This is a genomic window from Micromonospora sp. RV43 (assembly GCF_001029515.1).
GTDB lineage: Bacteria > Actinomycetota > Actinomycetes > Mycobacteriales > Micromonosporaceae > Micromonospora > Micromonospora aurantiaca.
Genome location: NZ_LEKG01000047.1, coordinates 1 through 21,205, shown reverse-complemented (window position 1 = coordinate 21,205; position 21,205 = coordinate 1). Strand labels below are relative to the sequence as shown.

General features: G+C 72.5%; 19 protein-coding genes. 7 read left to right on the top strand and 12 right to left on the bottom strand.

The window, feature by feature from the left end; genetic code table 11:
• Positions 1 to 23 precede the first annotated feature (23 nt).
• The 3 genes from ABD52_RS14135 to ABD52_RS14125 form a co-directional block, all read right to left on the bottom strand.
• Positions 24 to 941 (bottom strand): RimK family alpha-L-glutamate ligase, encoded by a 918-nt coding sequence (locus tag ABD52_RS14135; RefSeq protein ID WP_047892111.1) that lies wholly within the window; start codon positions 939 to 941, stop codon positions 24 to 26.
• A 10-nt stretch (positions 942 to 951) separates the two neighbouring features.
• The gene (locus ABD52_RS14130; RefSeq protein ID WP_013287454.1) at positions 952 to 1,284 is read right to left on the bottom strand and encodes a hypothetical protein; all 333 of its coding nucleotides are present in this window, start codon (positions 1,282 to 1,284) and stop codon (positions 952 to 954) included.
• A 219-nt stretch (positions 1,285 to 1,503) separates the two neighbouring features.
• The gene (locus ABD52_RS14125; RefSeq protein ID WP_013287455.1) at positions 1,504 to 2,463 is read right to left on the bottom strand and encodes a heme o synthase; all 960 of its coding nucleotides are present in this window, start codon (positions 2,461 to 2,463) and stop codon (positions 1,504 to 1,506) included.
• Positions 2,464 to 2,726: 263 nt separating this feature from the next.
• On the opposite strand from ABD52_RS14125, the gene tkt reads away from it, so the two are divergent.
• The 6 genes from tkt (at position 2,727) to pgl (ending at position 11,148) form a co-directional block, all read left to right on the top strand.
• Positions 2,727 to 4,865: a transketolase gene (gene tkt / locus ABD52_RS14120; protein WP_013475882.1), complete on the top strand. Its 2,139-nt coding sequence runs from the start codon at positions 2,727 to 2,729 to the stop codon at positions 4,863 to 4,865.
• 16 nt (positions 4,866 to 4,881) lie between these two features.
• Positions 4,882 to 6,060 carry a transaldolase gene (tal, locus tag ABD52_RS14115; RefSeq protein WP_030274169.1) on the top strand — a complete coding sequence of 393 codons (1,179 nt, stop codon included), beginning with the start codon at positions 4,882 to 4,884 and terminating at the stop codon, positions 6,058 to 6,060.
• Between the two features lie 101 nt (positions 6,061 to 6,161).
• Positions 6,162 to 7,730, top strand: coding sequence for a hypothetical protein (locus ABD52_RS14110; protein ID WP_047892110.1), 1,569 nt, complete (start codon positions 6,162 to 6,164; stop codon positions 7,728 to 7,730).
• Positions 7,731 to 7,780: 50 nt separating this feature from the next.
• Positions 7,781 to 9,295 carry a glucose-6-phosphate dehydrogenase gene (zwf, locus tag ABD52_RS14105; RefSeq protein WP_013287459.1) on the top strand — a complete coding sequence of 505 codons (1,515 nt, stop codon included), beginning with the start codon at positions 7,781 to 7,783 and terminating at the stop codon, positions 9,293 to 9,295.
• Entirely contained in the window at positions 9,292 to 10,308 is a 1,017-nt protein-coding gene (locus tag ABD52_RS14100; RefSeq protein WP_013287460.1) for a glucose-6-phosphate dehydrogenase assembly protein OpcA, read from the top strand. The genes zwf and ABD52_RS14100 overlap by 4 nt, the downstream gene beginning before the upstream one ends.
• A 69-nt stretch (positions 10,309 to 10,377) precedes the next feature.
• Positions 10,378 to 11,148: a 6-phosphogluconolactonase gene (pgl, locus tag ABD52_RS14095; protein ID WP_047892109.1), complete on the top strand. Its 771-nt coding sequence runs from the start codon at positions 10,378 to 10,380 to the stop codon at positions 11,146 to 11,148.
• A gap of 66 nt (positions 11,149 to 11,214) precedes the next feature.
• Here pgl and ABD52_RS14090 read toward each other — a convergent pair whose 3' ends face one another.
• The 8 genes from ABD52_RS14090 to rapZ all read right to left on the bottom strand — a co-directional run bounded on the left by ABD52_RS14090 (position 11,215) and on the right by rapZ (position 18,276).
• Positions 11,215 to 11,559, bottom strand: coding sequence for an RNA polymerase-binding protein RbpA (locus tag ABD52_RS14090; protein WP_013287462.1), 345 nt, complete (start codon positions 11,557 to 11,559; stop codon positions 11,215 to 11,217).
• A gap of 130 nt (positions 11,560 to 11,689) precedes the next feature.
• Positions 11,690 to 11,950 (bottom strand): preprotein translocase subunit SecG, encoded by a 261-nt coding sequence (gene secG, locus ABD52_RS14085; RefSeq protein ID WP_013287463.1) that lies wholly within the window; start codon positions 11,948 to 11,950, stop codon positions 11,690 to 11,692.
• Between the two features lie 95 nt (positions 11,951 to 12,045).
• Complete coding sequence (gene tpiA / locus ABD52_RS14080; RefSeq protein WP_013287464.1) at positions 12,046 to 12,837, bottom strand: triose-phosphate isomerase; 792 nt, start codon at positions 12,835 to 12,837, stop codon at positions 12,046 to 12,048.
• A complete protein-coding gene (gene pgk / locus ABD52_RS14075; RefSeq protein ID WP_047892108.1) occupies positions 12,838 to 14,037 on the bottom strand; it encodes a phosphoglycerate kinase in 1,200 nt (399 codons plus the stop codon).
• 52 nt (positions 14,038 to 14,089) lie between these two features.
• On the bottom strand, positions 14,090 to 15,094 hold the full coding sequence (gap, locus tag ABD52_RS14070; RefSeq protein WP_013287466.1) for a type I glyceraldehyde-3-phosphate dehydrogenase: 1,005 nt from the start codon (positions 15,092 to 15,094) through the stop codon (positions 14,090 to 14,092).
• 264 nt (positions 15,095 to 15,358) lie between these two features.
• Positions 15,359 to 16,339: a DNA-binding protein WhiA gene (gene whiA / locus ABD52_RS14065; RefSeq protein ID WP_013287467.1), complete on the bottom strand. Its 981-nt coding sequence runs from the start codon at positions 16,337 to 16,339 to the stop codon at positions 15,359 to 15,361.
• A gap of 54 nt (positions 16,340 to 16,393) precedes the next feature.
• On the bottom strand, positions 16,394 to 17,398 hold the full coding sequence (gene yvcK, locus ABD52_RS14060; protein ID WP_047892107.1) for a uridine diphosphate-N-acetylglucosamine-binding protein YvcK: 1,005 nt from the start codon (positions 17,396 to 17,398) through the stop codon (positions 16,394 to 16,396).
• Complete coding sequence (rapZ, locus tag ABD52_RS14055; RefSeq protein ID WP_013287469.1) at positions 17,395 to 18,276, bottom strand: RNase adapter RapZ; 882 nt, start codon at positions 18,274 to 18,276, stop codon at positions 17,395 to 17,397. Before rapZ ends, yvcK begins: the two co-directional genes overlap by 4 nt.
• 228 nt (positions 18,277 to 18,504) lie before the next feature.
• Between rapZ and recQ the strand changes: the two genes are divergently transcribed.
• The gene (gene recQ / locus ABD52_RS14050; protein WP_047892106.1) at positions 18,505 to 20,376 is read left to right on the top strand and encodes a DNA helicase RecQ; all 1,872 of its coding nucleotides are present in this window, start codon (positions 18,505 to 18,507) and stop codon (positions 20,374 to 20,376) included.
• Between the two features lie 158 nt (positions 20,377 to 20,534).
• Here recQ and ABD52_RS14045 read toward each other — a convergent pair whose 3' ends face one another.
• Positions 20,535 to 21,188 (bottom strand): C39 family peptidase, encoded by a 654-nt coding sequence (locus ABD52_RS14045; protein WP_047892105.1) that lies wholly within the window; start codon positions 21,186 to 21,188, stop codon positions 20,535 to 20,537.
• Positions 21,189 to 21,205: the final 17 nt, after the last annotated feature.

Genomic DNA, 21,205 nt, shown 5'->3' with positions numbered 1-21,205 from the left:
CCGGCTCGGCCAGGCGCCGAAGGTCAGCGGCGGCGGGCCAGGTGGGTGAGCACCGCGTCGGCGAGCCGGTCCGGGGCGCCGTCGGCGTACCCGACGAACAGACTCGGCTCGGTCAGCTCCAGCTCGACCAGCACGGGCTCGCCGTCCGGGCCGGGGATCAGGTCGACCCGGGCGTAGAGCAGGCGGTCCGGGCCGCCGGGCACCACCGTCAGCACCTTCTCGGCCACCGCGCGCTGCTCCGCCGTGGCGACGCGGGCGTCGATCCGCTCCTCCTTGTAGAGCGCGGCCTCGCCCAGGTCCGGCCCGGTCAGCATCGGCCCCTTGCGGATCGCGTGGCTGAACGCCAGGCCGCCGGGCCCGGCCAGGAACAGCAGCGCGGTCTCCCCGGCGGTGTCCACCGCGCCGAGGTACGGCTGGACCATCGTGACCCGCCCGGCGTCGGAGAGCCGCCGCACGTGGGCCGGCGCCAGCTCGCGGTGCTCCCTGTCGGTCAGGTCGTAGCGGCCGGTGTCCTGGCTGCCCGCGCTGACCGCCGGCTTGATCACGTACTCGCCCCCGGACGGCGGCGTCCACGCCTGCCCCGGCTCGACCCACTCGGTCGGCACGGTGGGCACTCCGGCGGCGGACAGCTCGGACAGGTAGCGCTTGTCGGTGTTCCAGGCGACCACGTCGGCCGGGTTGACCAGGGCCGGCACGGTACGCGCCCAGGCCACGAACTCGTCCCGGCGCAGGGCGTAGTCCCACGGGGAGCGGAGCACGACCAGGTCGTACCCGGACCAGTCGACTGCGGGGTCGTCCCAGACGGCGATCTCGGCGGAGACGCCGCGGGCGGCGAGCGGGCCGAGCGCGAGCCGGTCGTCCGGGTCGAGGTCGGGCAGCTCGGCGCAGGTGACGAAAGCGACCCGGGGTCTCCCCCGGGCCGACTGGTGGTGGTTGGTCATTCGGTATATGTCAACGGGCCATCGTGCGCCGGGCCATCGACCGCCACAGGTCGTTGCTCGGACGCATCTGGTCCATCAGTTCACGCTCCCAGGCGTTCTCGACGTCGACCCCGGCCTTGGCGCAGGCCTGCCGCGCGACGTCCGTGCCGTCGGCGAACTGGTCCGCCCATACCCCGTCGGAACCCACGAGGACGATCCGTGCGCCGCGCTTGCCGACGTACTCGATGACCGCCTTCGCGCCGCCGTGTCCGGCGGCGAACGACTTGATGCCCGCGACCAGGCCGTTGGGGGCCTGCTCGGCGGTCTTGTCAGCCGTCAGCGTCGTATCGGAACCATCTGCCATGACGCGAAGCCTAAGCAGAGTTCCACCCGGATGTGCGAGAACCATGAACTGAATGTGATGCCAATTACCCATCGGTTTAAGAAGAACCACAGGTAATTTGCCCGCATATGTCGCTTATATCTGGGCGAAGCGGACGGGCGGGATCGTCACAATCTGTCCGGGTTGAACACGTCCGGGGAAGCCCGAAAAAAATTTCTGATGAACCGCCGGACGGGCGGGTCAGAGCAGCGCGTCGAGCGCGACGGCCGCGAAGAGGATCGTGAGGTACGTGGTGGACCAGTGGAACAGCCGCATCGGCTTGACCGCCTCGCCGCGCGTCGCGCGCCGGCACAGCTTGTGCGCCTCGACGAGGAAGATCCCGCCGACCACGAGCGCGGTGACGCCGTAGATCGGGCTCATCCCGAGCGGCCACACCGCCAGCGAGGAGAGCACCGTCAGCCAGGAGAAGCCGATGATCTCCGCGTTCACCCGCCGGACCGAGGCCACCACCGGCAGCATCGGCACACCGGCGCGGGCGTAGTCGGCCTTGTACTTGATGGCCAGCGCGTAGAAGTGCGGCATCTGCCAGAAGAAGACGACAGCGAACAGGCCCCACGCGGCCGGTGCCAGCGTGCCGGTGACAGCGGCCCAGCCGATCAGCACCGGAGCGGCGCCGCAGATGCCGCCCCAGAACGTGTTGGCGGCCGTGGTCCGCTTCAGCCACAGCGTGTAGACCAGGTCGTAGTAGGCGATCGCGGCGACCGTCAGCACCGTCGCCAGCCAGTTCGTCGCCACCGCCATCAGCGCCACCGACACGGCCGCCAGCACCAGGCCGAAGACCAGCGCGCTGCGCGGCGACACGGTGTGCGCGGGCAGCGGGCGGCGCTTGGTGCGCCGCATGAGCTGGTCGATGTCGCGGTCGATGTAGCAGTTGATGACGCTCGCCGCACCGGCCGCGAGCGACCCGCCGACCAGCACCACGGCGACCAGCCACAGCGACGGCATCCCGCCGTGGGCCAGCATCATCGCCGGCACTGTGGTGACCAGAAGCAGCTCGACGATCCGCGGCTTGGTCAGCGTCACGTACGCCGCCACCACGGCGCGTACGTCCCGCCGGCCGCTCGCCGGCGCCTCCGCCACCGCGCCCACCGGCGACTGCCCGGCAGGGTTGCTGACGGGGCGCTCGGTGATCATGCTCACGGATTGCCACCTTCCGGCATCGGCGGGGGAGGTCGTTCGGCCCGGACCGCTGCGGGTCCACACACCGCCCCACACACTACGCGGCGTCGTTTTCGCTGCCCCGTGGACCCGGCAACGGTGCGAGCCGTCACACCTGGGGTTGAACGACCGAACGTCCGCGATCCGTACAGAACAGCATGCTGAGATCCCCGGGCGGACGTTTAGCACCGCTCGATAGGGTCATCAGTGAGGGTTCCGCCCATCTGCCGAGGAGCACAACCATCGTGGCTGCCAACCGACCCGAGCTTCCCGCTCTCAACTGGTCCGACCTCGACCGCAGGGCCGTCGACACGGTCCGCGTGCTGGCCATGGACGCCGTGGAGAAATCCGGCAACGGCCACCCGGGGACGGCGATGAGCCTCGCCCCGGTGGCGTACCTGCTCTTCAACCGGGTCATGCGGCACAACCCCGCCGACCCGAACTGGGCCGGACGCGACCGGTTCGTGCTGTCGGCCGGGCACTCCAGCCTGACTCTCTACATCCAGCTCTTCCTCTCCGGCTACCCGCTGGCGCTGGACGACCTCAAGGCGCTGCGCCAGTGGGGCTCGCTCACCCCGGGCCACCCGGAGCACGGCCACACCCCGGGCGTGGAGACCACCACCGGTCCGCTCGGTCAGGGCCTCGGCAACGCGGTCGGCATGGCGATGGCGGCCCGCCGCGAGCGCGGCCTGTTCGACCCCGAGCCGGACCGCGCCGACTCGCCGTTCCGGCACGACATCTGGTGCATCGCCTCCGACGGTGACATCGAGGAGGGCATCACCCACGAGGCCAGCGCGCTCGCCGGTCACCAGCAGCTCGGCAACCTCTGCGTGATCTACGACGACAACGAGATCTCGATCGAGGACGACACCCGCATCGCCAAGAGCGAGGACGTGGCGGCCCGCTACGAGGCGTACGGCTGGCACGTGCAGACCGTCGACTGGCGCCGCGGCGACGCCGACCAGGGTGACTACCACGAGGACGTGGAGGCGCTGTACGAGGCGCTGCTGGCCGCCAAGGCGGAGACCGGCCGGCCGTCGTTCATCGCGTTGCGCACGATCATCGGCTGGCCCGCGCCGAACAAGAAGAACACCGGCAAGATCCACGGCTCGGCGCTCGGCGCGGACGAGGTGAAGGCCACCAAGGAGATCCTCGGCTTCGACCCGCAGCGCACCTTCGAGGTCGACGAGGAGGTGCTCAAGCACGCCCGTCAGGTGCTGGAGCGCGGCGCGCAGGAGCAGGCCGAGTGGACCACCGGGTTCGACGCCTGGGCGCAGGCCAACCCGGAGCGCAAGGCGCTGTGGGACCGGATGGCCACCCGTACGCTGCCGACCGGCTGGACCGACGCGCTGCCGACCTTCCCGGCGGACGCCAAGGGCGTCGCCACCCGGGCCGCCTCCGGCAAGATCCTGGAGGCCCTGGCGCCGGTGCTGCCGGAGCTGTGGGGCGGCTCGGCCGACCTGGCCGAGAGCAACAACACCACGATGAAGGGCGAGCCGTCGTTCGTCCCGGCCGCGCACGCCACCAAGGACTTCCCGGGTGACGAGTACGGCCGCACGCTGCACTTCGGCATCCGCGAGCACGCCATGGGCGCGATCCTCAACGGCATCGCCCTGCACGGCGGCACCCGCCCGTACGGCGGCACGTTCCTGGTGTTCAGCGACTACATGCGCCCGGCGGTGCGGCTGGCCGCACTGATGAAGCTGCCGGTGACGTACGTCTGGACGCACGACTCGATCGGCCTCGGCGAGGACGGCCCGACGCACCAGCCGATCGAGCACCTGACCGCGCTGCGGGCCATCCCCGGCCTGGACGTGGTCCGCCCGGCCGACGCCAACGAGACGGTCTGGGCGTGGCGGCAGGCGCTGGAGCACACCGACCGGCCGACCGCGCTGGCGCTCAGCCGCCAGGCGCTGCCGACGTTCGACCGCACCGACCTGGCCGGCGCCGAGGGCGTCGCCAAGGGCGGGTACGTGCTGGCCGAGGCGTCGAACGGCAAGCCGCAGGTGATCCTCGTCGGCACCGGCTCGGAGGTGCAGCTCTGTCTCACCGCGCGGGAGCGGCTGGAGGCCGACGGCACCCCCACCCGGGTCGTCTCCATGCCCTGCCAGGAGTGGTTCTTCGCCCAGGACGAGGCGTACCGGGAGTCGGTGCTGCCTCGCGGGGTAAAGGCACGGGTGAGCGTGGAGGCGGGTATCGCCATGTCGTGGCGCGCGATCGTCGGCGACAGCGGCGAGTGCGTGAGCATCGAGCACTACGGCGCCAGCGCGCCGCACACCGTGCTCTTCGAGCAGTTCGGGTTCACCCCCGACCGGATCGTGGCCGCCGCGCACGCGGCGCTGACCCGGGTGGGCGACATCACCGGTTTCACGACCGGCAACTGAGGGGAGCGTGGACGGCATGACGGACAGGCTGAAGGAGCTCCAGGGCGCCGGTGTGGCGATCTGGCTCGACGATCTCTCCCGGGTACGGCTGACCTCCGGCGGGCTGGACAAGCTGCGCCGGGAGAGCCACGTAGCCGGGGTGACCACCAACCCGACGATCTTCGCGAAGGCGTTGAGCGACGCCGACGAGTACGACTGGCAGCTTCGTGACCTCGCCGTACGCGGCGTGGACGTCGAGGAGGCGGTCCGCATGCTCACCACGTACGACGTGCGGTGGGCCTGCGACGTGATGCGCCCGTCGTACGACGTCAGCGGCGGCGTGGACGGCCGGGTGTCGATCGAGGTGGACCCGCGCTCGGCGCACGACGCGGCGAAGACCGTCGCCGAGGCCAAGGCGCTGTGGTGGCTGGTCGACCGGCCGAACCTGTTCATCAAGATCCCGGCCACCGAGGAGGGCCTGCCCGCGATCACCGCGACCCTGGCCGAGGGGATCAGCGTCAACGTCACGCTGATCTTCGGCCTGGACCGGTACTCGCAGGTGATGGACGCCTTCCTGGCGGGCCTGGAGCAGGCGCAGGCCAACGGGCACGACCTGTCGAAGATCGGCTCGGTCGCCTCGTTCTTCGTCTCCCGGGTCGACACCGAGGTGGACAAGCGGCTGGAGAAGATCGGCTCGGACCAGGCCAAGGCGCTGCGCGGCAAGGCCGCGGTCGCCAACGCCCGGCTGGCGTACGAGCGCTACGGCGAGGTGTTCTCCTCGGCGCGCTGGCAGAAGCTGGCCGACGCGGGCGCCCACCCGCAGCGCCCGCTGTGGGCCTCCACCTCGACGAAGAACCCGGACTACCGGGACGTCATCTACGTCGAGGAGCTGATCGCGCCCGGCACCGTCAACACCATGCCGGAGCCGGTCATCCACGCCTACGCCGAGCACGGCGAGACGAAGGCGGACACCGTCACCGTCGCCTACGACGACGCCCGCCAGGTCTTCGACGACCTGCTGGCGGTGGGCGTGGACCTGTCCGACGTGATCGCCACGCTGGAGCGCGAGGGCGTGGAGAAGTTCGAGGCGAGCTGGGTGGAGCTGCTGGAGGGGGTCAAGAAGTCCCTCGCCGAGGCGGCCAAGGGCTCGGGCAGCCCGCACCGGGCCGCCGGGAAGAACGCGCAGGCGGCGCAGCAGGCCGGCGGCAACGCGTGACCGACGGCGTCCGACGCGTCCCGGGGCCCGGCCCCGGGACGCGTCGCGCCGTACCGTGGACCGGGTGAGGTGGTCTGCCTTGAGCGAGCCGAGGTGGCGCGGTGAGTGACCTGCTGGCCGGGCGGGCGGACATGGCCGCCGGCCTGGCCGTGCGCGGCGCGGAGGCTCTCGGCGCGTCCACGCGCGCCACGCTCGTCTCCCACGACGTCCCGGCCCGGCTCGCCGCCGCGGACCCGGCCCTCTGGGGGCCCGCCGCAGAGCCGGCGGCCCTCGACCGGCTGGGCTGGCTGCACGCTCACCGGCGCAGCCGGGACCTGCTCCCCCAGCTCGCCGAACTGGCCGCCGAGCTGGGCGACCTGGACCGCGTGGTGCTGGCCGGCGCACACGACGACACGCTCGCCGCGGAGGTGCTGGCCGAGTGCCTGGGCCGGCCGCTGACGGTGCTCGACACCGCCGACCCGGGACCGATCCGGGCCGCGCTCGCCGATCGTCCGGCGCGTACCCTCCTGGTGCTCGCCGCCCGGCACGGCCTCGACCCGGCCACCGACGCCCACCTGCGCGCCTACCGGCAGGCGTGGGCGGACGAGGGCCCCGACGCCGCCCGGCACGTCGTGGTGGTCACCGAACCCGGCTCGGAACTCGCGGCGCGCGCCGACGAGCTGGGCGCGATGGTGATCCCGGCCGAGCCCGGCGTGTCCGGGCTGTGGGCCGCGCTCACCGCGTCCGGCCTGGTCCCGGCGGCGCTGGCCGGCGCCCCGGTGGCCGAGGTGCTGGACGAGGCCGAGGCGCTCACCGGCGCGCTCGACCGGGACCGGGACAATCCGGCCCTGGCGCTCGGCGCGGCACTGGGCGCGGCGCCCGGCGCCGGCCGGGACACGATCGCGCTGGTTCCCGACGGCACCGGCCTCGACGGTCTGGGCCGCTGGGCCGGCGCGCTGCTCGCCGACGCGACAGGTGGACGGCTGCTGCCCGTGGTCGCGGAGTCCCCCGACTCCCCCGGCGCCACCGGGCCGGGCGTGCTGACGGTCGGTCTCGGCGGCGCCCTCGGCGCCGGTGTCGGACCGGGCGTGTCCGCCGACGTCGCGGTCAACGGACCACTCGGCGCGCACCTGCTCACCTGGGCCTACGCGGCGGCGACCGCCGCGGTGACGCTGCGGACCGACCCGTTCGCGGCGCCCGCCGCCGCAGTGGCCGGCGACGCGCCGGAGAACGGGCCGCCGTCGTCGGTCGAGGGCGCGATCGAGGTGTACGCCCCGAGCGGCGCCCCGGCCGACCTGACCGGCGCGCTGCGCTGGCTGCTCGACGGGCTGGGTGAACGGGAGCACCTCGTGGTGACCGCGTACCTCGACCGGCACGCCGACGCGGCGGTCGCCGGGCTGCGCCCGCTGCTGGCGCGGGCCGCCGGACGGCCGGTCACCTTCGGCTGGGGACCGCGCCGGCCGCAACACACCGACATCCACGGCCGGCACCTCCAGATCACCGGTGCGGTCACCGATGATCTGGAGGTGCCCGGTCGTCCGTACACCTTCGCGCAGCTCCAGGCGGCCCAGGCCGCCGGCGACCGGCGGGCCCTGGCCGGCCGGGAGCGACCGGTGCTGCGACTGCACCTGACCGAGCGGGCGACGGGCGTCGCCCAGCTCCTGGAAACGGCCGGACGGACACGCACGTGACGATCAACGACCTGGAATCAGCGGACCGAGACGCAGGAGGAGGTGGCCCGGTGAACCCGCTGCGCGATCCGCAGGACCGGCGGCTGCCCCGGATCCCCGAGCCGTGTGCCCTGGTGATCTTCGGGGTGACGGGTGACCTGGCCCGCAAGAAGCTGCTGCCGGCGGTCTACGACCTGGCCAACCGAGGGCTCCTGCCGCCCGGCTTCGTGGTCCTGGGCTTCGCCCGCCGCGACTGGGGCGACGGCGACTTCGAGTCGGTGGCGCACGACGCGGCCAAGAAGCACGCCCGCACACCGTGGCGGGAGGAGGTGTGGGCCCGGCTGGCCGGCAACATCAAGTTCGTCGGCGGCTCGTTCGACGACGACGCCGCGTTCGACCATCTCGCCGCCACGCTCGACGAGCTGCGCGGCTCGCACGGCATCCCCGGCAACGCGGCCTTCTACTTCTCCATCCCCCCGGCGGCCTTCCCGGTGGTGCTCAAGCAGCTCGCCCGCACCGGCATGGCGGACAACGCCAAGTCCGGCGGCTGGCGGCGGGTCGTGGTGGAGAAGCCGTTCGGCAACGACCTGCCCTCGGCCAAGGCGCTCAACGACCTGGTCGACGACGTCTTCACCCGCCAGGACGTGTTCCGGATCGACCACTACCTGGGCAAGGAGACGGTCCAGAACATCCTGGCGCTGCGCTTCGCGAACAACCTGTTCGAGCCGCTGTGGAACTCCAAGTACGTCGACTCGGTGCAGATCACCATGGCCGAGGACGTCGGCATCGGCACCCGCGCCGCCTTCTACGACTCGGTCGGCACCGCCCGCGACGTGCTCCAGAACCACCTGCTCCAGTTGCTCGCCCTGGTCGCGATGGAGGAACCGACGAGCTTCGACGCCGACGAGATCCGGGCCGAGAAGCTCAAGGTGCTCAAGGCGATCACCGTGCCGCGGGACGTCTCCGAGGACACCGTGCGCGGCCAGTACCTACCCGGATGGGTGGGCGGCGAGCGCGCCAAGGGCTACCTGGAGGAGGAGGGCGTCCCGGAGGGCTCCACCACCGAGACGTACGTGGCGGTGAAGCTGGGCATCCAGAACCGCCGCTGGGCCGGGGTGCCGTTCTACATCCGGGCCGGCAAGCGGCTGCCCCGGCGGGTCACCGAGGTGGCCATCATGTTCAAGAAGGCGCCGCACCTGCCGTTCAACGCCGCCGACATGGAGTCCCTCGGCCCCAACCAGCTCGTCATCCGGGTACAGCCGGACGAGGGCGTGGTGCTGAAGTTCGGCTCCAAGGTGCCGGGCACCACGATGGAGGTCCGCGACATCGCGATGGACTTCCAGTACGGCGAGGCGTTCACCGAGTCCAGCCCCGAGGCGTACGAGCGGCTGGTGCTGGACGTGCTGATCGGCGACCGGACGCTGTTCCCGGACGCCGCCGAGGTGGAGCAGAGCTGGCAGGTCGTCGACCCGCTGGAGCACGCCTGGGAGGGCACGACCCCGGAGCCGTACCGGGCCGGTGAGTGGGGGCCCCGGGCCGCCGACGAGATGCTGGCCCGCGAGGGCCGGGCTTGGAGAAGAGCATGATCGGGCTGTGGGACACCACCGGCAACGAGGTGGTCAAGGCGCTGGCCGCGGAACGGCGCAGCGCGGGCGGGGTGGCCAGTGGCATGGCGCTCACGCTGATCGTGGTGGTGGACGAGAAGCGGGTACGCGAGGCCGAGGCGGCGGCCACCATCGCCGCGGCGGCGCACCCGTGCCGGCTGCTCGTGGTGGTCCGCTCCGACGTGGAACGCGACCGCAACCGGCTGGACGCGGAGATCGTCGTGGGTGGCCGGCTCGGGCCGTGCGAGGCGGTGGTGACCCGGATGTACGGGCGGCTCGCGCTGCACGCCGAGTCGGTGGTGATGCCGCTGCTGGTGCCGGACGTACCGGTGGTGACGTGGTGGCACGGCGAGCCGCCGGAGGAGATCTCCACCGACTTCCTCGGCGTGGTCGCGGACCGGCGGATCACCGACGCGGCGCAGGCGGCCGACCCGATCGCCGAGCTGCGGCAGCGGGCCCACGACTACGCCCCGGGCGACACCGACCTGGCGTGGACCCGGATCACCCCGTGGCGCACGCTCGTGGCGGGCGCGTTCGACACCACCCAGGCCCGGGTCACCGAGGCGAGCGTGGTGGCGCCCCCGTCGGACCCGACGGCGGCGCTGATGCGCGGCTGGCTCAAGGCCCGGCTCGGCATCGACCCGGTCCTGACCGCCACCGAGGAGTTCCCGCGGATGCGCCAGGTGCAGCTGCGCTGCGCCAACGGCGACGAGCTGACGCTCACCCGGGACGACAGCGTCGCGGTGTTCCGGCGTACCGGGCAGGAGGACCGCACGCTGCCGCTGGTGCGCCGGCCGCTCGGCGACGAGCTGGCCGAGGAGCTGCGCCGCCTCGACGCCGACCAGGTGTACGCGGAGGCGCTCGGCGCTGCGGCCGGGATCACCGGCCTCGACCAGCGTCCGGCCCAGCGGGTGCACGTGTGGAAGGATCCGGCGACCGCCCAGCGGGCCGAGGCCGGCGTGACCGCGCACGCGGGCGCGACCGCGAACGAGTGACCGCCCGGACCGGGTGGTCGGACGCACAGGTGACCGCCGGTGGGCGGTCGGAACACGAGGGCTCGACGGATGACTGAGGCGAGTGTCGCCGTACACGCCGACCCCGACCTGCTGGCGCAGGCGGTGGCGGCCCGGTTGGTGGTGAAGCTGCTCGACGCGCAGGCCGAGCGCGGCCAGGCGTCGGTGGTGCTGACCGGCGGGCGGATCGCCGCGGCGGTGTACCGGGCGGTCGGGCAGCTGCCCGCCCGGGACGCCGTCGACTGGTCCCGGGTCGACGTGTGGTGGGGCGACGAGCGGTTCCTGCCCGGCGGCGACCCGGAGCGTAACGAGACGCAGGCACGGGCGGCGCTGCTGGACACGGTGCCGCTCGACCCGGCCCGGGTGCACCCGATGCCGGCGTCGGACGGCCCGGCCGGTGACGACCCGGAGGCGGCTGCCGCCGGGTACGCGCGGGAGCTGGCCGCCGCGGCCCGGCCCGGGAACGCGGTGGTGCCGCACTTCGACGTGCTGATGCTCGGCGTCGGCGAGGACGGGCACGTCGCGTCGGTGTTCCCGGAGCACCCGGTGCACCACGACAACCGGCCGGTCAGCGCCGTGCGGGGCAGCCCGAAGCCGCCGCCGGTGCGGACCACGCTGACGCTGCCGACGATCAACACGGCCGAGGAGGTCTGGCTGATCGCCGCCGGAGCGGACAAGGCCGGGGCGGTGGGCATGGCGCTGGCCGGGGCCGGGCCGGTGCAGCTGCCTGCCGCCGGGGTGCGGGGCGTCTCCCGTACCCTCTGGCTCCTCGACCGGGCCGCGGCGGCCAGCGTGCCGCCCCGCCTGCGCAGCCTGCGCTGAGCATGTAAGGAAGGGCCCCTTCTTAACGTCTCCGGTAGAGAAGGGGCCCCTCCTTAACACCTCGGGTCAGGCGCGGCCGCGGCGACGCCGCAGCGCGTCGAGGGCCTCGGCGAGCAGCGCCTCCCCCTCCTCCGGCGTACGCCGCTCCTGCACGTACGCCAGGTGGGTCTTGTACGGCTCGGCGCGCTGGCGGCCCGGCGGGTCGCCCGGGTCGGGGCCGGCCGGCTCGCCGCAGCGGGGGCACTCCCAGGCGGCGGGCGTCTCCGCCTCGGCGGCGATCAGGAACTCGACGCGGTGCCCGTGGCGGCACCAGTAGACGACCGGCCGGCGCGGCGCGGGCTCGACCCGCTGGTCGAACCGCTCGGGGGCGGACCCGATCCGGGTGCCGCGGATGACGTTGTTGCTGGGCACGGTTGCTCGCTCCCTGTCGTCGGAGGGGACCGCCGCCGGAGGGGGTGGGCGACGGGCGACGTGCGGAGAAACAAAACTGCGCGCGGTCCGTGACGGACCGCGCGCAGATTGTACGCTTCTCAGCGTCGGCTCAGGTGCCGCTGGCCATCTGCAGCCGCAGCCAGAGCCCAAGCCCGACGATGCACGCGAACCAGACGATTCCCACCAGAACGGTGTAGCGGTCGAGGTTCTTCTCGGCCACCGACGAACCGGCCAGGCTGGAGCTGACGCCGCCGCCGAACATGCTCGACAACCCGCCGCCCTTGCCGCGGTGCAGGAGGATCAGCAGGGTGAGCAGGACGCTCGTGATGACCAGCAACACGATCATCGTGTAGGCGAACCAGATCGGCATGGCGGGGGTCAGTCCTCTCGTTGCGATCACTGCCCGGACCTGTCGGGCACGGCGGCACCGACCGGTGGACGGGCAGCGTCAAGGATAGCGAGCGATCAGCGGGTGATGTGCTCCGGGAACCGGCAGATCTGCGCGAACTCCTCCGCGTCCAGGCTGGCGCCCCCGACCAGAGCCCCGTCCACGTCCGGCTGCGCCATGATCGCGGCGACGTTCGACGCCTTGACCGACCCGCCGTACAGGATCCGGACCTGCTCGGCGGTGCCCTCGTCGTAGGTCTCGGCGATGCGCTTGCGCACCGCGCCGCAGACCTCCTGGGCGTCGTCCGGGGTCGCCGTCTTGCCGGTGCCGATCGCCCAGACCGGCTCGTACGCCACGACGACCTTGGTGACCTGCTCGGCGGTGAGCCCCTTCAGCGCGCCGTCGAGCTGGTCGCAGCAGTGCCGCACCTGACCCGACTGCTCCCGGACCTCCAGGCCCTCACCGATGCAGAGGATCGGGGTGAGCCCGTTCGCCAGCGCCGCCGACACCTTCGCGTTGACGAGCGCGTCGTCCTCGTTGTGGTACTGCCGCCGCTCGGAGTGCCCGACCACCACGTAGCCGCAGCCCAGCTTGGCGAGCATCGGCCCGGCGATGTCACCGGTGTACGCGCCGGACGGGTGCGGCGACAGGTCCTGCGCGCCGTAGCCGATCAGCAGCTTGTCGCCGTCCACGGCGGTCTGCACGGTACGCAGGTCGGTGAAGGGCGGCAGCACCACGCACTCGACGTCGGTGAGCTGCTTCTCGTTCAGGCTCGCGGCAAGCTTCTGCACCAGCAGGTTGGCCTCGAGGTGGTTCAGGTTCATCTTCCAGTTGCCGGCCATCAGCGGCCGGCGGGTCGTGCTCGCCATTCAGTTCTCCAGGGCCGCGATGCCGGGGAGGGTCTTGCCCTCCAGGTATTCCAGGGAGGCGCCACCACCGGTGGAGATGTGCCCGAACGAGGACTCGTCCAGGCCCAGCGCGCGCACCGCCGCGGCCGAGTCGCCGCCGCCGACCACGCTGAACGCGTCGGCCTTGGTGATCGCCTCGGCCACGCCGCGGGTGCCGTTGGCGAACGCCGCCATCTCGAACACGCCCATCGGGCCGTTCCAGAAGACGGTCTTCGCCTGCGACAGCGCGGCGGCGAAACCGGCCACCGTCTCCGGGCCGATGTCCAGGCCCAGCCGGTGACTCGGGATGCCGTCGGCGGGCACGGTGTCGTGCGCGGCGTCCGGCGCGAACGCGTCGGCGACCACCACGTCGACCGGGAGCATGATCTTGCCCGGCGCGCGCTCCATCAGGTTGCGGCAGGTCTCGACCATGTCCTTCTCCAGCAGCGACGTGCCCACCTCGTGGCCCTGGGCCTTGAGGAAGGTGAAGCACATCCCGCCGCCGATGAGCAGCCGGTCCACGGTCGGCAGCAGCGCCTCGATCACTGCGAGCTTGTCCGAGACCTTCGAGCCGCCCAGCACCACCACGTACGGCCGCTCCGGCTCGCCGGTGAGGCGGCTGAGCACCTCGACCTCGCGCAGCACCAGCCGGCCCGCGTAATGCGGCAGCCGGGCCGGTACGTCGTGCACGCTGGCGTGCTTGCGGTGCACCGCGCCGAACGCGTCGTCCACGTAGGCGTCGCCGAACGCCGCGAGCTGGTCGGCGAACGCGCCCCGCTCGGCGTCGTCCTTGCTGGTCTCGCCCTTGTTGAAGCGCAGGTTCTCCAGCAGCGCGACCTGGCCGTCGGCCAGGTCGGCCACGGTGGACCGCGCCGAGTCGCCGACGGTGTCCTCGGCGAAGTGCACCGGGGCACCGAGCAGCTCACCGAGCCGCCCGGCGACCGGGCGGAGGCTGAACTGCGGGTCCGGCGCGCCCTTCGGGCGGCCCAGGTGCGAGCAGACGACCACCTTCGCGCTGGCCTGCACCAGCGCGCTCAGCGTCGGCAGGACGGCCCGGATCCGGCCGTCGTCAGTGATGTCCCCGGTCTGCTTGTCGAGCGGGACGTTCAGGTCGGCGCGCACCAGCACGCGCCGGCCCGACACCCCCTCGGCGAGCAGGTCGTCGAGGTTGCGGATCGTCACAGAGCCAGCCCTCCGTTCGTGACTGCGGGGCTCGCAAGCTCGCTCCTCGCACTCACAGGGACTGACCGACCAGCTTGACCAGGTCGACCAGGCGGTTCGAGTAGCCCCACTCGTTGTCGTACCAGCCGACGACCTTGACCTGGTTGCCGATCACCTTGGTCAGTGGCGCGTCGAAGATGCACGACGCCGGGTCGGTCACGATGTCGGCGGAGACGATCGGGTCCTCGTTGTAGGTGAGGATGCCCCGCAGCGGGCCCTCGGCGGCGGCCTTGAGCGCGGCGTTCACCTCGTCCACAGTGGTCTCCCGGCCGACCTCGACGGTCAGGTCGGTGGCCGAGCCGGTCGGGATCGGCACGCGCAGCGCGTAGCCGTCCAGCTTGCCCTTGAGCTCCGGCAGGACCAGGCCGATGGCCTTCGCGGCACCGGTCGAGGTCGGCACGATGTTGAGCGCGGCGGCGCGGGCCCGGCGCAGGTCCTTGTGCGGCGCGTCCTGCAGGTTCTGGTCCTGCGTGTACGCGTGGATGGTGGTCATCAGACCCTGCTTGATGCCGAACGTGTCCTGCAGGACCTTCGCCATCGGCGCGAGGCAGTTGGTGGTGCAGGAGGCGTTCGAGATGATGTTGTGCTTGGCCGGGTCGTACTGGTCCTGGTTGACGCCCATCACCACGGTGACGTCCTCGTTCTTCGCCGGAGCGGAGATGATGACCTTCTTGGCCCCGCCGTCGAGGTGCGCCTTCGCCTTGGTGCCGTCGGTGAAGAAGCCGGTGGACTCGATGACCACGTCGGCGCCGACCTCGCCCCACGGCAGCTTCGCCGGGTCCTTCTCGGCGTACGCCTTGATGGTCTTGCCGCCCACGGTGATCTCGTCGGCGGTGGCCTTCACCTCGTGCGGGAGGCGGCCCAGGATGCTGTCGTACTTGACAAGGTGGGCGAGCGTCGCGTTGTCGGTCAGGTCGTTGACCGCCACGACCTCGATGTCAGCGCCGGACGCCAGCACTGCCCGGAAGAAGTTGCGGCCGATCCGGCCGAAGCCGTTGATGCCAACCCGGATGGTCACAGGTCCCATCTCCTCGCGTTCTGGTCCGCCGGCGCCAGACCGCTGCCGGCGGAGGTGTGTGCGCCGACCGTTGGAGCCGGCCGTCGACATGTCATCTCGGCCACCCCGCCGCGGTCACGGAGACCTGACCGCCCGAGGCGGTGAGCACGGCGAGGAGCGCCTGTTCCGGCCCCCTTGCCGTACGCAGCGACCATATCCGAGCGCGCGGCGTCGCGCTGCGGCGGGTGGTGATCCCGCTCGCGGTGCACTGCCGCCCGAGTCCTATCAGACCACGAGCATGTCCGGCGTGACTGCCGCTTCCGTATCCGGGATGCCCAGGTCACGGGCACGCTTGTCGGCCAGCGCGAGCAGCCGGCGGATCCGGCCGGCGATGGCGTCCTTGGTCAGCGGCGGCTCGGCGAGCGCGCCCAGTTCCTCCAGCGAGGCCTGACGGTGCTCCAGGCGCAGCCGTCCGGCCGAGGTCAGGTGGTTCGGCGCGTCGTCGGCGAGGATCTCCAGCGCGCGGGTCACCCGGGCGGCGGCGGCCACCGCGGCGCGCGCGGAGCGGCGCAGGTTGGCGTCGTCGAAGTTGGCCAGCCGGTTCGCTGTGGCGCGCACCTCCCGGCGTACCCTCCGCTCCTCCCAGGCCAGCACGCTGGAGTGCGCGCCTATGCGGGTGAGCAGCGCGGCGATCGCGTCACCGTCCTTGACCACCACCCGGTCCACGCCGCGCACCTCGCGGTTCTTGGCGGTGATGCCGATCCGGCGGGCGGCGCCGACGAGCGCCAGCGCCGACTCCGGACCGGGGCAGGTGATCTCCAGCGCGCTGGAGCGGCCCGGCTCGGTGAGCGAGCCGTGCGCCATGAACGCGCCCCGCCACGCCGACACGGCACAGCAGACGTTCGCGGCCACCACGTGCGGCGGCAGGCCGCGCACCGGGCGGCCCCGCACGTCGAGCAGGCCGGTCTGCCGGGCGAGCGCCTCGCCGTCCTTGACCACCCGCACGATGAAGTGGCTGCCCTTGCGCAGCCCGCCGGAGGCGAGCACGTGGATCTCGCTGGAGTAGCCGTACACCTCGGCGATCTCCCGCCGCAGCCGGCGCGCGACCGCGCCGGTGTCCAGCTCCGCCTCGACCACCACGCGGCCCGACACGATGTGCAGGCCGCCGGCGAAACGCAGCAGGGCGGCCATCTCCGCCCGCCGACAGCAGGGCTTGGGCACGTCGACCCGACTCAGCTCGTCCTTGACCGCAGCCGTCATCGCCATAGTGCGCCCCCTCACGGACCGGTTCCGGCGTGTCGCCGGTGATTACGTACGTGTCTAACGATCGGCGCGCAGGACAGGCACCAGCGCGGCGCCCAGGGCGGCTGGATCATGACGGGGCGTGCCGTCCAGGACGGCGACGGGAGCGAGGACCAGCCGGGCACCCAGCGATTCTGCCGCACGTTCGACCGCCGCGGGATCACCCACCGCCGTGGAGTCGGCGAGCACCCGGTCCACCTTCAGCTCGGGCAGATAGCGCCGCAGTGTGTCCAGATGGTCGGGCAGGGAGAGCCCCGAGGTCTCCTTCTCGGCCACCAGGTTGAGCGTCACAAGCCGCCGCGCCGGGCTGGACACGATCGCGTCGGCCAGCCCCGGCACCAGCAGGTGCGGCAGCACGCTCGTGTACCAGCTGCCCGGCCCGAAGATCAGCCAGTCCGCGGCGCGTACCGCTGTCACCGCCTCGGCGCACGCGGCCGGCGCCGACGGGTTGAGCCGCAGCGACTCGACGGTGCCCGGGGTGACCGCGACCTGGTGCTGGCCGCGCACCGTGGACACCTCGTCCGGGTGCTCCGGGTCGGCGCCGCGGACCCGGGCCTCGATGCCCACCGGCTGGCGGGACATCGGCAGCACCCGCCCCACCGCGCCGAGCATCGCCCCGGCGTGGTCGAGCGCGGCCACCGGGTCGCCGAGCAGCTCGGTGAGCCCGTGCAGCAGCAGGTTGCCGACCGCGTGGCCGGCGAGCGAATCGCCGACCGCGACCGGCACCGGCGCGGCCGGCGTCGGCGCCTGCGGCACGGCGGCGGCGAAGCGGTGCTGGAACAACGCCGCGCTGCGCCGGGTGGCCGGATGGTCACCGGCCAGCGCGACGAGCGCCTGCCGCAGGTCGCCCGGCGGCAGGCCGCCGCGCTCGGCGCGCAACCGGCCGCTGGAACCGCCGTCGTCACCGACGGTGACCACCGCGGTGATGTCCAGGTCCAGTTCGGGTACGCAGTGACGCAGCGCCCGCAGCGACGCCGAGAGCCCGTGCCCGCCGCCGAAGGCGACCACCCTGGTCGGGGTCACTCCCGCCCCAGGTCCCGGTGCTGGGCGTTGGCGGCGATGCCGGAGTGGCGCAGCCGGGAGGCCAGCTCCTCGGCGATGGCCACGCTGCGGTGCTTGCCGCCGGTGCAGCCGACCGCCACGGTCAGGTAGCGCTTGCCCTCCCGCTCGAACCCGGCGGTGGTGGCGTTGACCAGGTCGGCGTAGCCGGCCACGAACGCGTCGGCGCCCTCCTGGCCCAGCACGTACGCGCTGACCGCCTCCTCGCGGCCGGTGTGCTCGCGCAGCTCCGGCACCCAGTACGGGTTCGGCAGGAACCGGGCGTCCATCACGAAGTCGGCGTCCGGCGGCAGGCCGTACTTGAAGCCGAACGAGATCACGGTGATCCGCAGCCGGCGGGCGTCCTCGCCGCCGAACAGCTCCTCGACCCGGCGGCGCAACTGGTTCACGTTCAGGTGGCTGGTGTCGATGATCACGTCGGCCTGCTCGCGGGCCTCCTCCAGCAGCGCCCGCTCGACAGCGATGCCGTCGGCCAGCCGCCCGTCGCCCTGCAACGGGTGCGAGCGGCGCACGCTCTCGAACCGCCGGATCAGCACCTCGTCGTCGGCGTCGACGAAGACCACCCGGGGCTGGAAGCCGCGCTCACGCAGCTCCCGGATCGCCCCGGCCAGGTCGGTGGAGAACGCGCGCGAGCGCACGTCCAGCACCATCGCCGTACGCCGGGCCGCGCCACCGGCCTTGAACGCCAGCTCGGCCATGTCCAGCAGCAGCGCCTGCGGCAGGTTGTCGACCACGTAGTAGCCGACGTTCTCCAGCGCCCGCGCCACGGTGCTGCGCCCGCCGCCGGACAGGCCGGTCACCACCACCAGGGAGGTGTCCGACTCGGCCGGCGCCGGTCGCACCGGCGTCGTCTCCGCCTCGGTCGGCCCCAGGTCACCCGCTGTACGCGCCTCGCTCACCCGCTACCCCCAGCCGTGGCGCCGCGGCCCGGTCGGCCGCGCATGGTCAATCAGCGACTCTAACGGCTGCGACCCGGCCCGGGATTCCACGGGGTGACCACCGGAACATGTCGCCGCCCCGGAACGGCTCGCCGGGCGGGCGCTGTCGGGGGACGCTCGTAGACTGCGCGGATGGTCTCCCCCACCGACGAGCGGACCACCTCCGCACCGGCCGGCTCCGCACCGACCGGCGACGCGCTCGACGTGTTGCGGCGGGTCTTCGGGTACGACGCCTTCCGCGGCTTCCAGCAGGAGGTCGTCGAACACGTGGTGGCCGGCGGCGACGCGCTGGTGCTGATGCCCACCGGTGGCGGCAAGTCGCTGTGCTACCAGATCCCCGCGCTGGTGCGCGACGGCGTGGCGGTGGTCGTCTCGCCGCTCATCGCGCTCATGCAGGACCAGGTCGACGCGCTCACAGCGGTCGGCGTCCGGGCCGGGTTCCTCAACTCGACCCAGGATCCCGCGCAGCGGCGCCGGGTCGAGGCGGCCTACCTCGCCGGTGAGCTGGACCTGCTCTATCTCGCCCCGGAAGGGCTCGCCGTGCGGTCCACGCTGGGCCTGCTGGAACGCGGCCGGATCGCCCTGTTCGCGATCGACGAGGCGCACTGCGTGTCGCAGTGGGGGCACGACTTCCGCCCCGACTACCTCAACCTGTCGATGCTGCACGAACGCTGGCCGGACGTACCGCGGATCGCGCTGACCGCCACCGCGACCCGGGCCACGCGCACCGAGATCGCCACCCGGCTGCGGCTCACCGAGGCCCGGCACTTCGTCGCAAGCTTCGACCGGCCCAACATCCAGTACCGGATCGTGCCCAAGCGGGAGCCGCGCAAGCAGTTGCTGAGCCTGCTGCGCGACGAGCACCCCGGCGACGCCGGCATCGTCTACTGCCTGTCCCGGGCCTCGGTGGAGAAGACCGCCGAGTTCCTGGTCGCCAACGGCATCCCCGCGCTGCCGTACCACGCCGGGCTGGACGCCTCGACCCGTGCCGCCAACCAGCAGCGCTTCCTGCGCGAGGACGGCCTGGTCATGGTCGCCACCATCGCGTTCGGGATGGGCATCGACAAGCCCGACGTACGCTTCGTCGCCCACCTCGACCTGCCGAAGTCGGTGGAGGGCTACTACCAGGAGACCGGCCGCGCCGGGCGCGACGGGCTGCCGTCCACGGCCTGGCTGGCGTACGGGCTCCAGGACGTGGTCCAGCAGCGCAAGATGATCGAGACGTCGGAGGGCGACCTGGCGCACCGGCGCAACCTCGCCGCCCACCTGGACGCCATGCTGGCGCTCTGCGAGACGGTCCGCTGCCGCCGCTCCCAACTGCTCGAATACTTCGGCGAGACCGGCGTGGCCGACTGCGGCAACTGCGACACCTGCCTCGAACCGCCGGAGTCCTGGGACGGCACCGTCGCCGCGCAGAAGCTGCTGTCCACCGTCTTCCGGCTCGACCGCGAGCGCAACCAGCGCTTCGGCGCCGGTCACAGCATCGACATCCTGCTCGGCAAGCACACCGACAAGATCGACCAGTACGGCCACGACGCGCTGAGCACGTTCGGCATCGGCACCGAGCTGCGCGAGGCGGAGTGGCGTGGGGTGGTGCGGCAGTTGCTGGCCGAGGGCCTGCTCGCGGTCGAGGGCGACTACGGCACGCTGGCGCTGACCGAGGCCAGCGCGGACGTGCTCGGCCGCCGCCGTACCGTGACGCTGCGCAAGGAGCCCGAGCGCCCGGCGGCCGGCCGGTCCGCCAAGCCGAGGGGCGCGGCCACTGTGGTCGCCGACCTCTCCCCCGCCGCCGCGCCCGTCTTCGAGCGGCTCCGCGCGTGGCGCGCGGCCACCGCCAAGGAACAGGGCGTCCCGGCGTACGTCATCTTCCACGACGCGACCCTGCGGCAGATCGCCGCCGAGCCGCCCGCCTCCCTGGCCGAGCTGTCCCGGTTCAACGGGGTCGGCGAGAACAAGCTCGCCAAGTACGGCGAGGCGATCCTGGCCGTCCTCGCCGAGTCCTGACGCACGCGGAAGGGCCCGACCCCGTGGTGGGGGGTCGGGCCCTTCCGGTGTGCTGTGGCCTCGCTGGAGTTCACGCGGTGGTGCTCTGGTCCGCGAGGTCGTGCTGGCTGCGTTGGCTGCGTTTCTTGCTCTGCAGCCATCGGCGCGGCGGTGTTGTCTTAGCTGGTGCTGTAGCCGCGGGTGGCGATCCAGTCGGCGAGGTTGTCGATGTTCATGCGGTAGGTGGCGGTGGTGGGGTCGGCGCTGTCGGCGATGGTGACGGTGTTGCCGTTGTCGCGGTAGCCGATGACGCTGATGTAGTGGCCGCCTTCGAAGGAGTGGGTGGTGCCGTCGGTGTCGGTGGCGGTGCCGGCGATGTTGGCGACCACGGCCCGGCCGGCGTCGACGGTCTTGACGACGTCGGCGCGCAGGGTGTCGGTCTGCTTGTCGTCGGCCTTGGGGGTGCTGATCTCGACCGACTTGTAGGCGTCCTTGGTGCCGGTCTCCTTGTTCAGTACGGGGGTGATGTCGTTGATGCTGTTGGTGCCGGCCTCGGTGGTGCCCATCTCCTTGGCCATGGTGTGTACGTCGATGTTCTTGCCCTGCACGCTCAGGGCGTTGCGGGCGGCGGCGGGGCCGCAGAAGTAGAAGTTGGGCTGGGCTTCGTAGCGGACGTCGAGTTCCCGCTCGCCGTGGCCCTTGCGGTCCGCGACCACGCTGGTGCTGGTGGTGGGGGCGGCGTGGGCGGCGATCGCGGGGCCGGCGATGCCTCCGGCGGTGGCGGCGATACCGGCAGCGGTCAGAACGGTCTTACGCAGCAGAGTGGTAGCCATGATGGTTGCCTCCCTGA

Bases quoted from the DNA above. Each gene is read 5' to 3' on its own strand.
- ABD52_RS14135 (WP_047892111.1), bottom strand. From the start codon at position 941: ATGACCAACCACCACCAGTCGGCCCGGGGGAGACCCCGGGTCGCTTTC.
- ABD52_RS14130 (WP_013287454.1), bottom strand. From the start codon at position 1,284: ATGGCAGATGGTTCCGATACGACGCTGACGGCTGACAAGACCGCCGAG.
- tal (WP_030274169.1), top strand. From the start codon at position 4,882: ATGACGGACAGGCTGAAGGAGCTCCAGGGCGCCGGTGTGGCGATCTGG.
- ABD52_RS14100 (WP_013287460.1), top strand. From the start codon at position 9,292: ATGATCGGGCTGTGGGACACCACCGGCAACGAGGTGGTCAAGGCGCTG.
- pgl (WP_047892109.1), top strand. From the start codon at position 10,378: ATGACTGAGGCGAGTGTCGCCGTACACGCCGACCCCGACCTGCTGGCG.
- secG (WP_013287463.1), bottom strand. From the start codon at position 11,950: ATGCCGATCTGGTTCGCCTACACGATGATCGTGTTGCTGGTCATCACG.
- tpiA (WP_013287464.1), bottom strand. From the start codon at position 12,837: ATGGCGAGCACGACCCGCCGGCCGCTGATGGCCGGCAACTGGAAGATG.
- whiA (WP_013287467.1), bottom strand. From the start codon at position 16,339: ATGGCGATGACGGCTGCGGTCAAGGACGAGCTGAGTCGGGTCGACGTG.
- recQ (WP_047892106.1), top strand. From the start codon at position 18,505: ATGGTCTCCCCCACCGACGAGCGGACCACCTCCGCACCGGCCGGCTCC.
- ABD52_RS14045 (WP_047892105.1), bottom strand. From the start codon at position 21,188: ATGGCTACCACTCTGCTGCGTAAGACCGTTCTGACCGCTGCCGGTATC.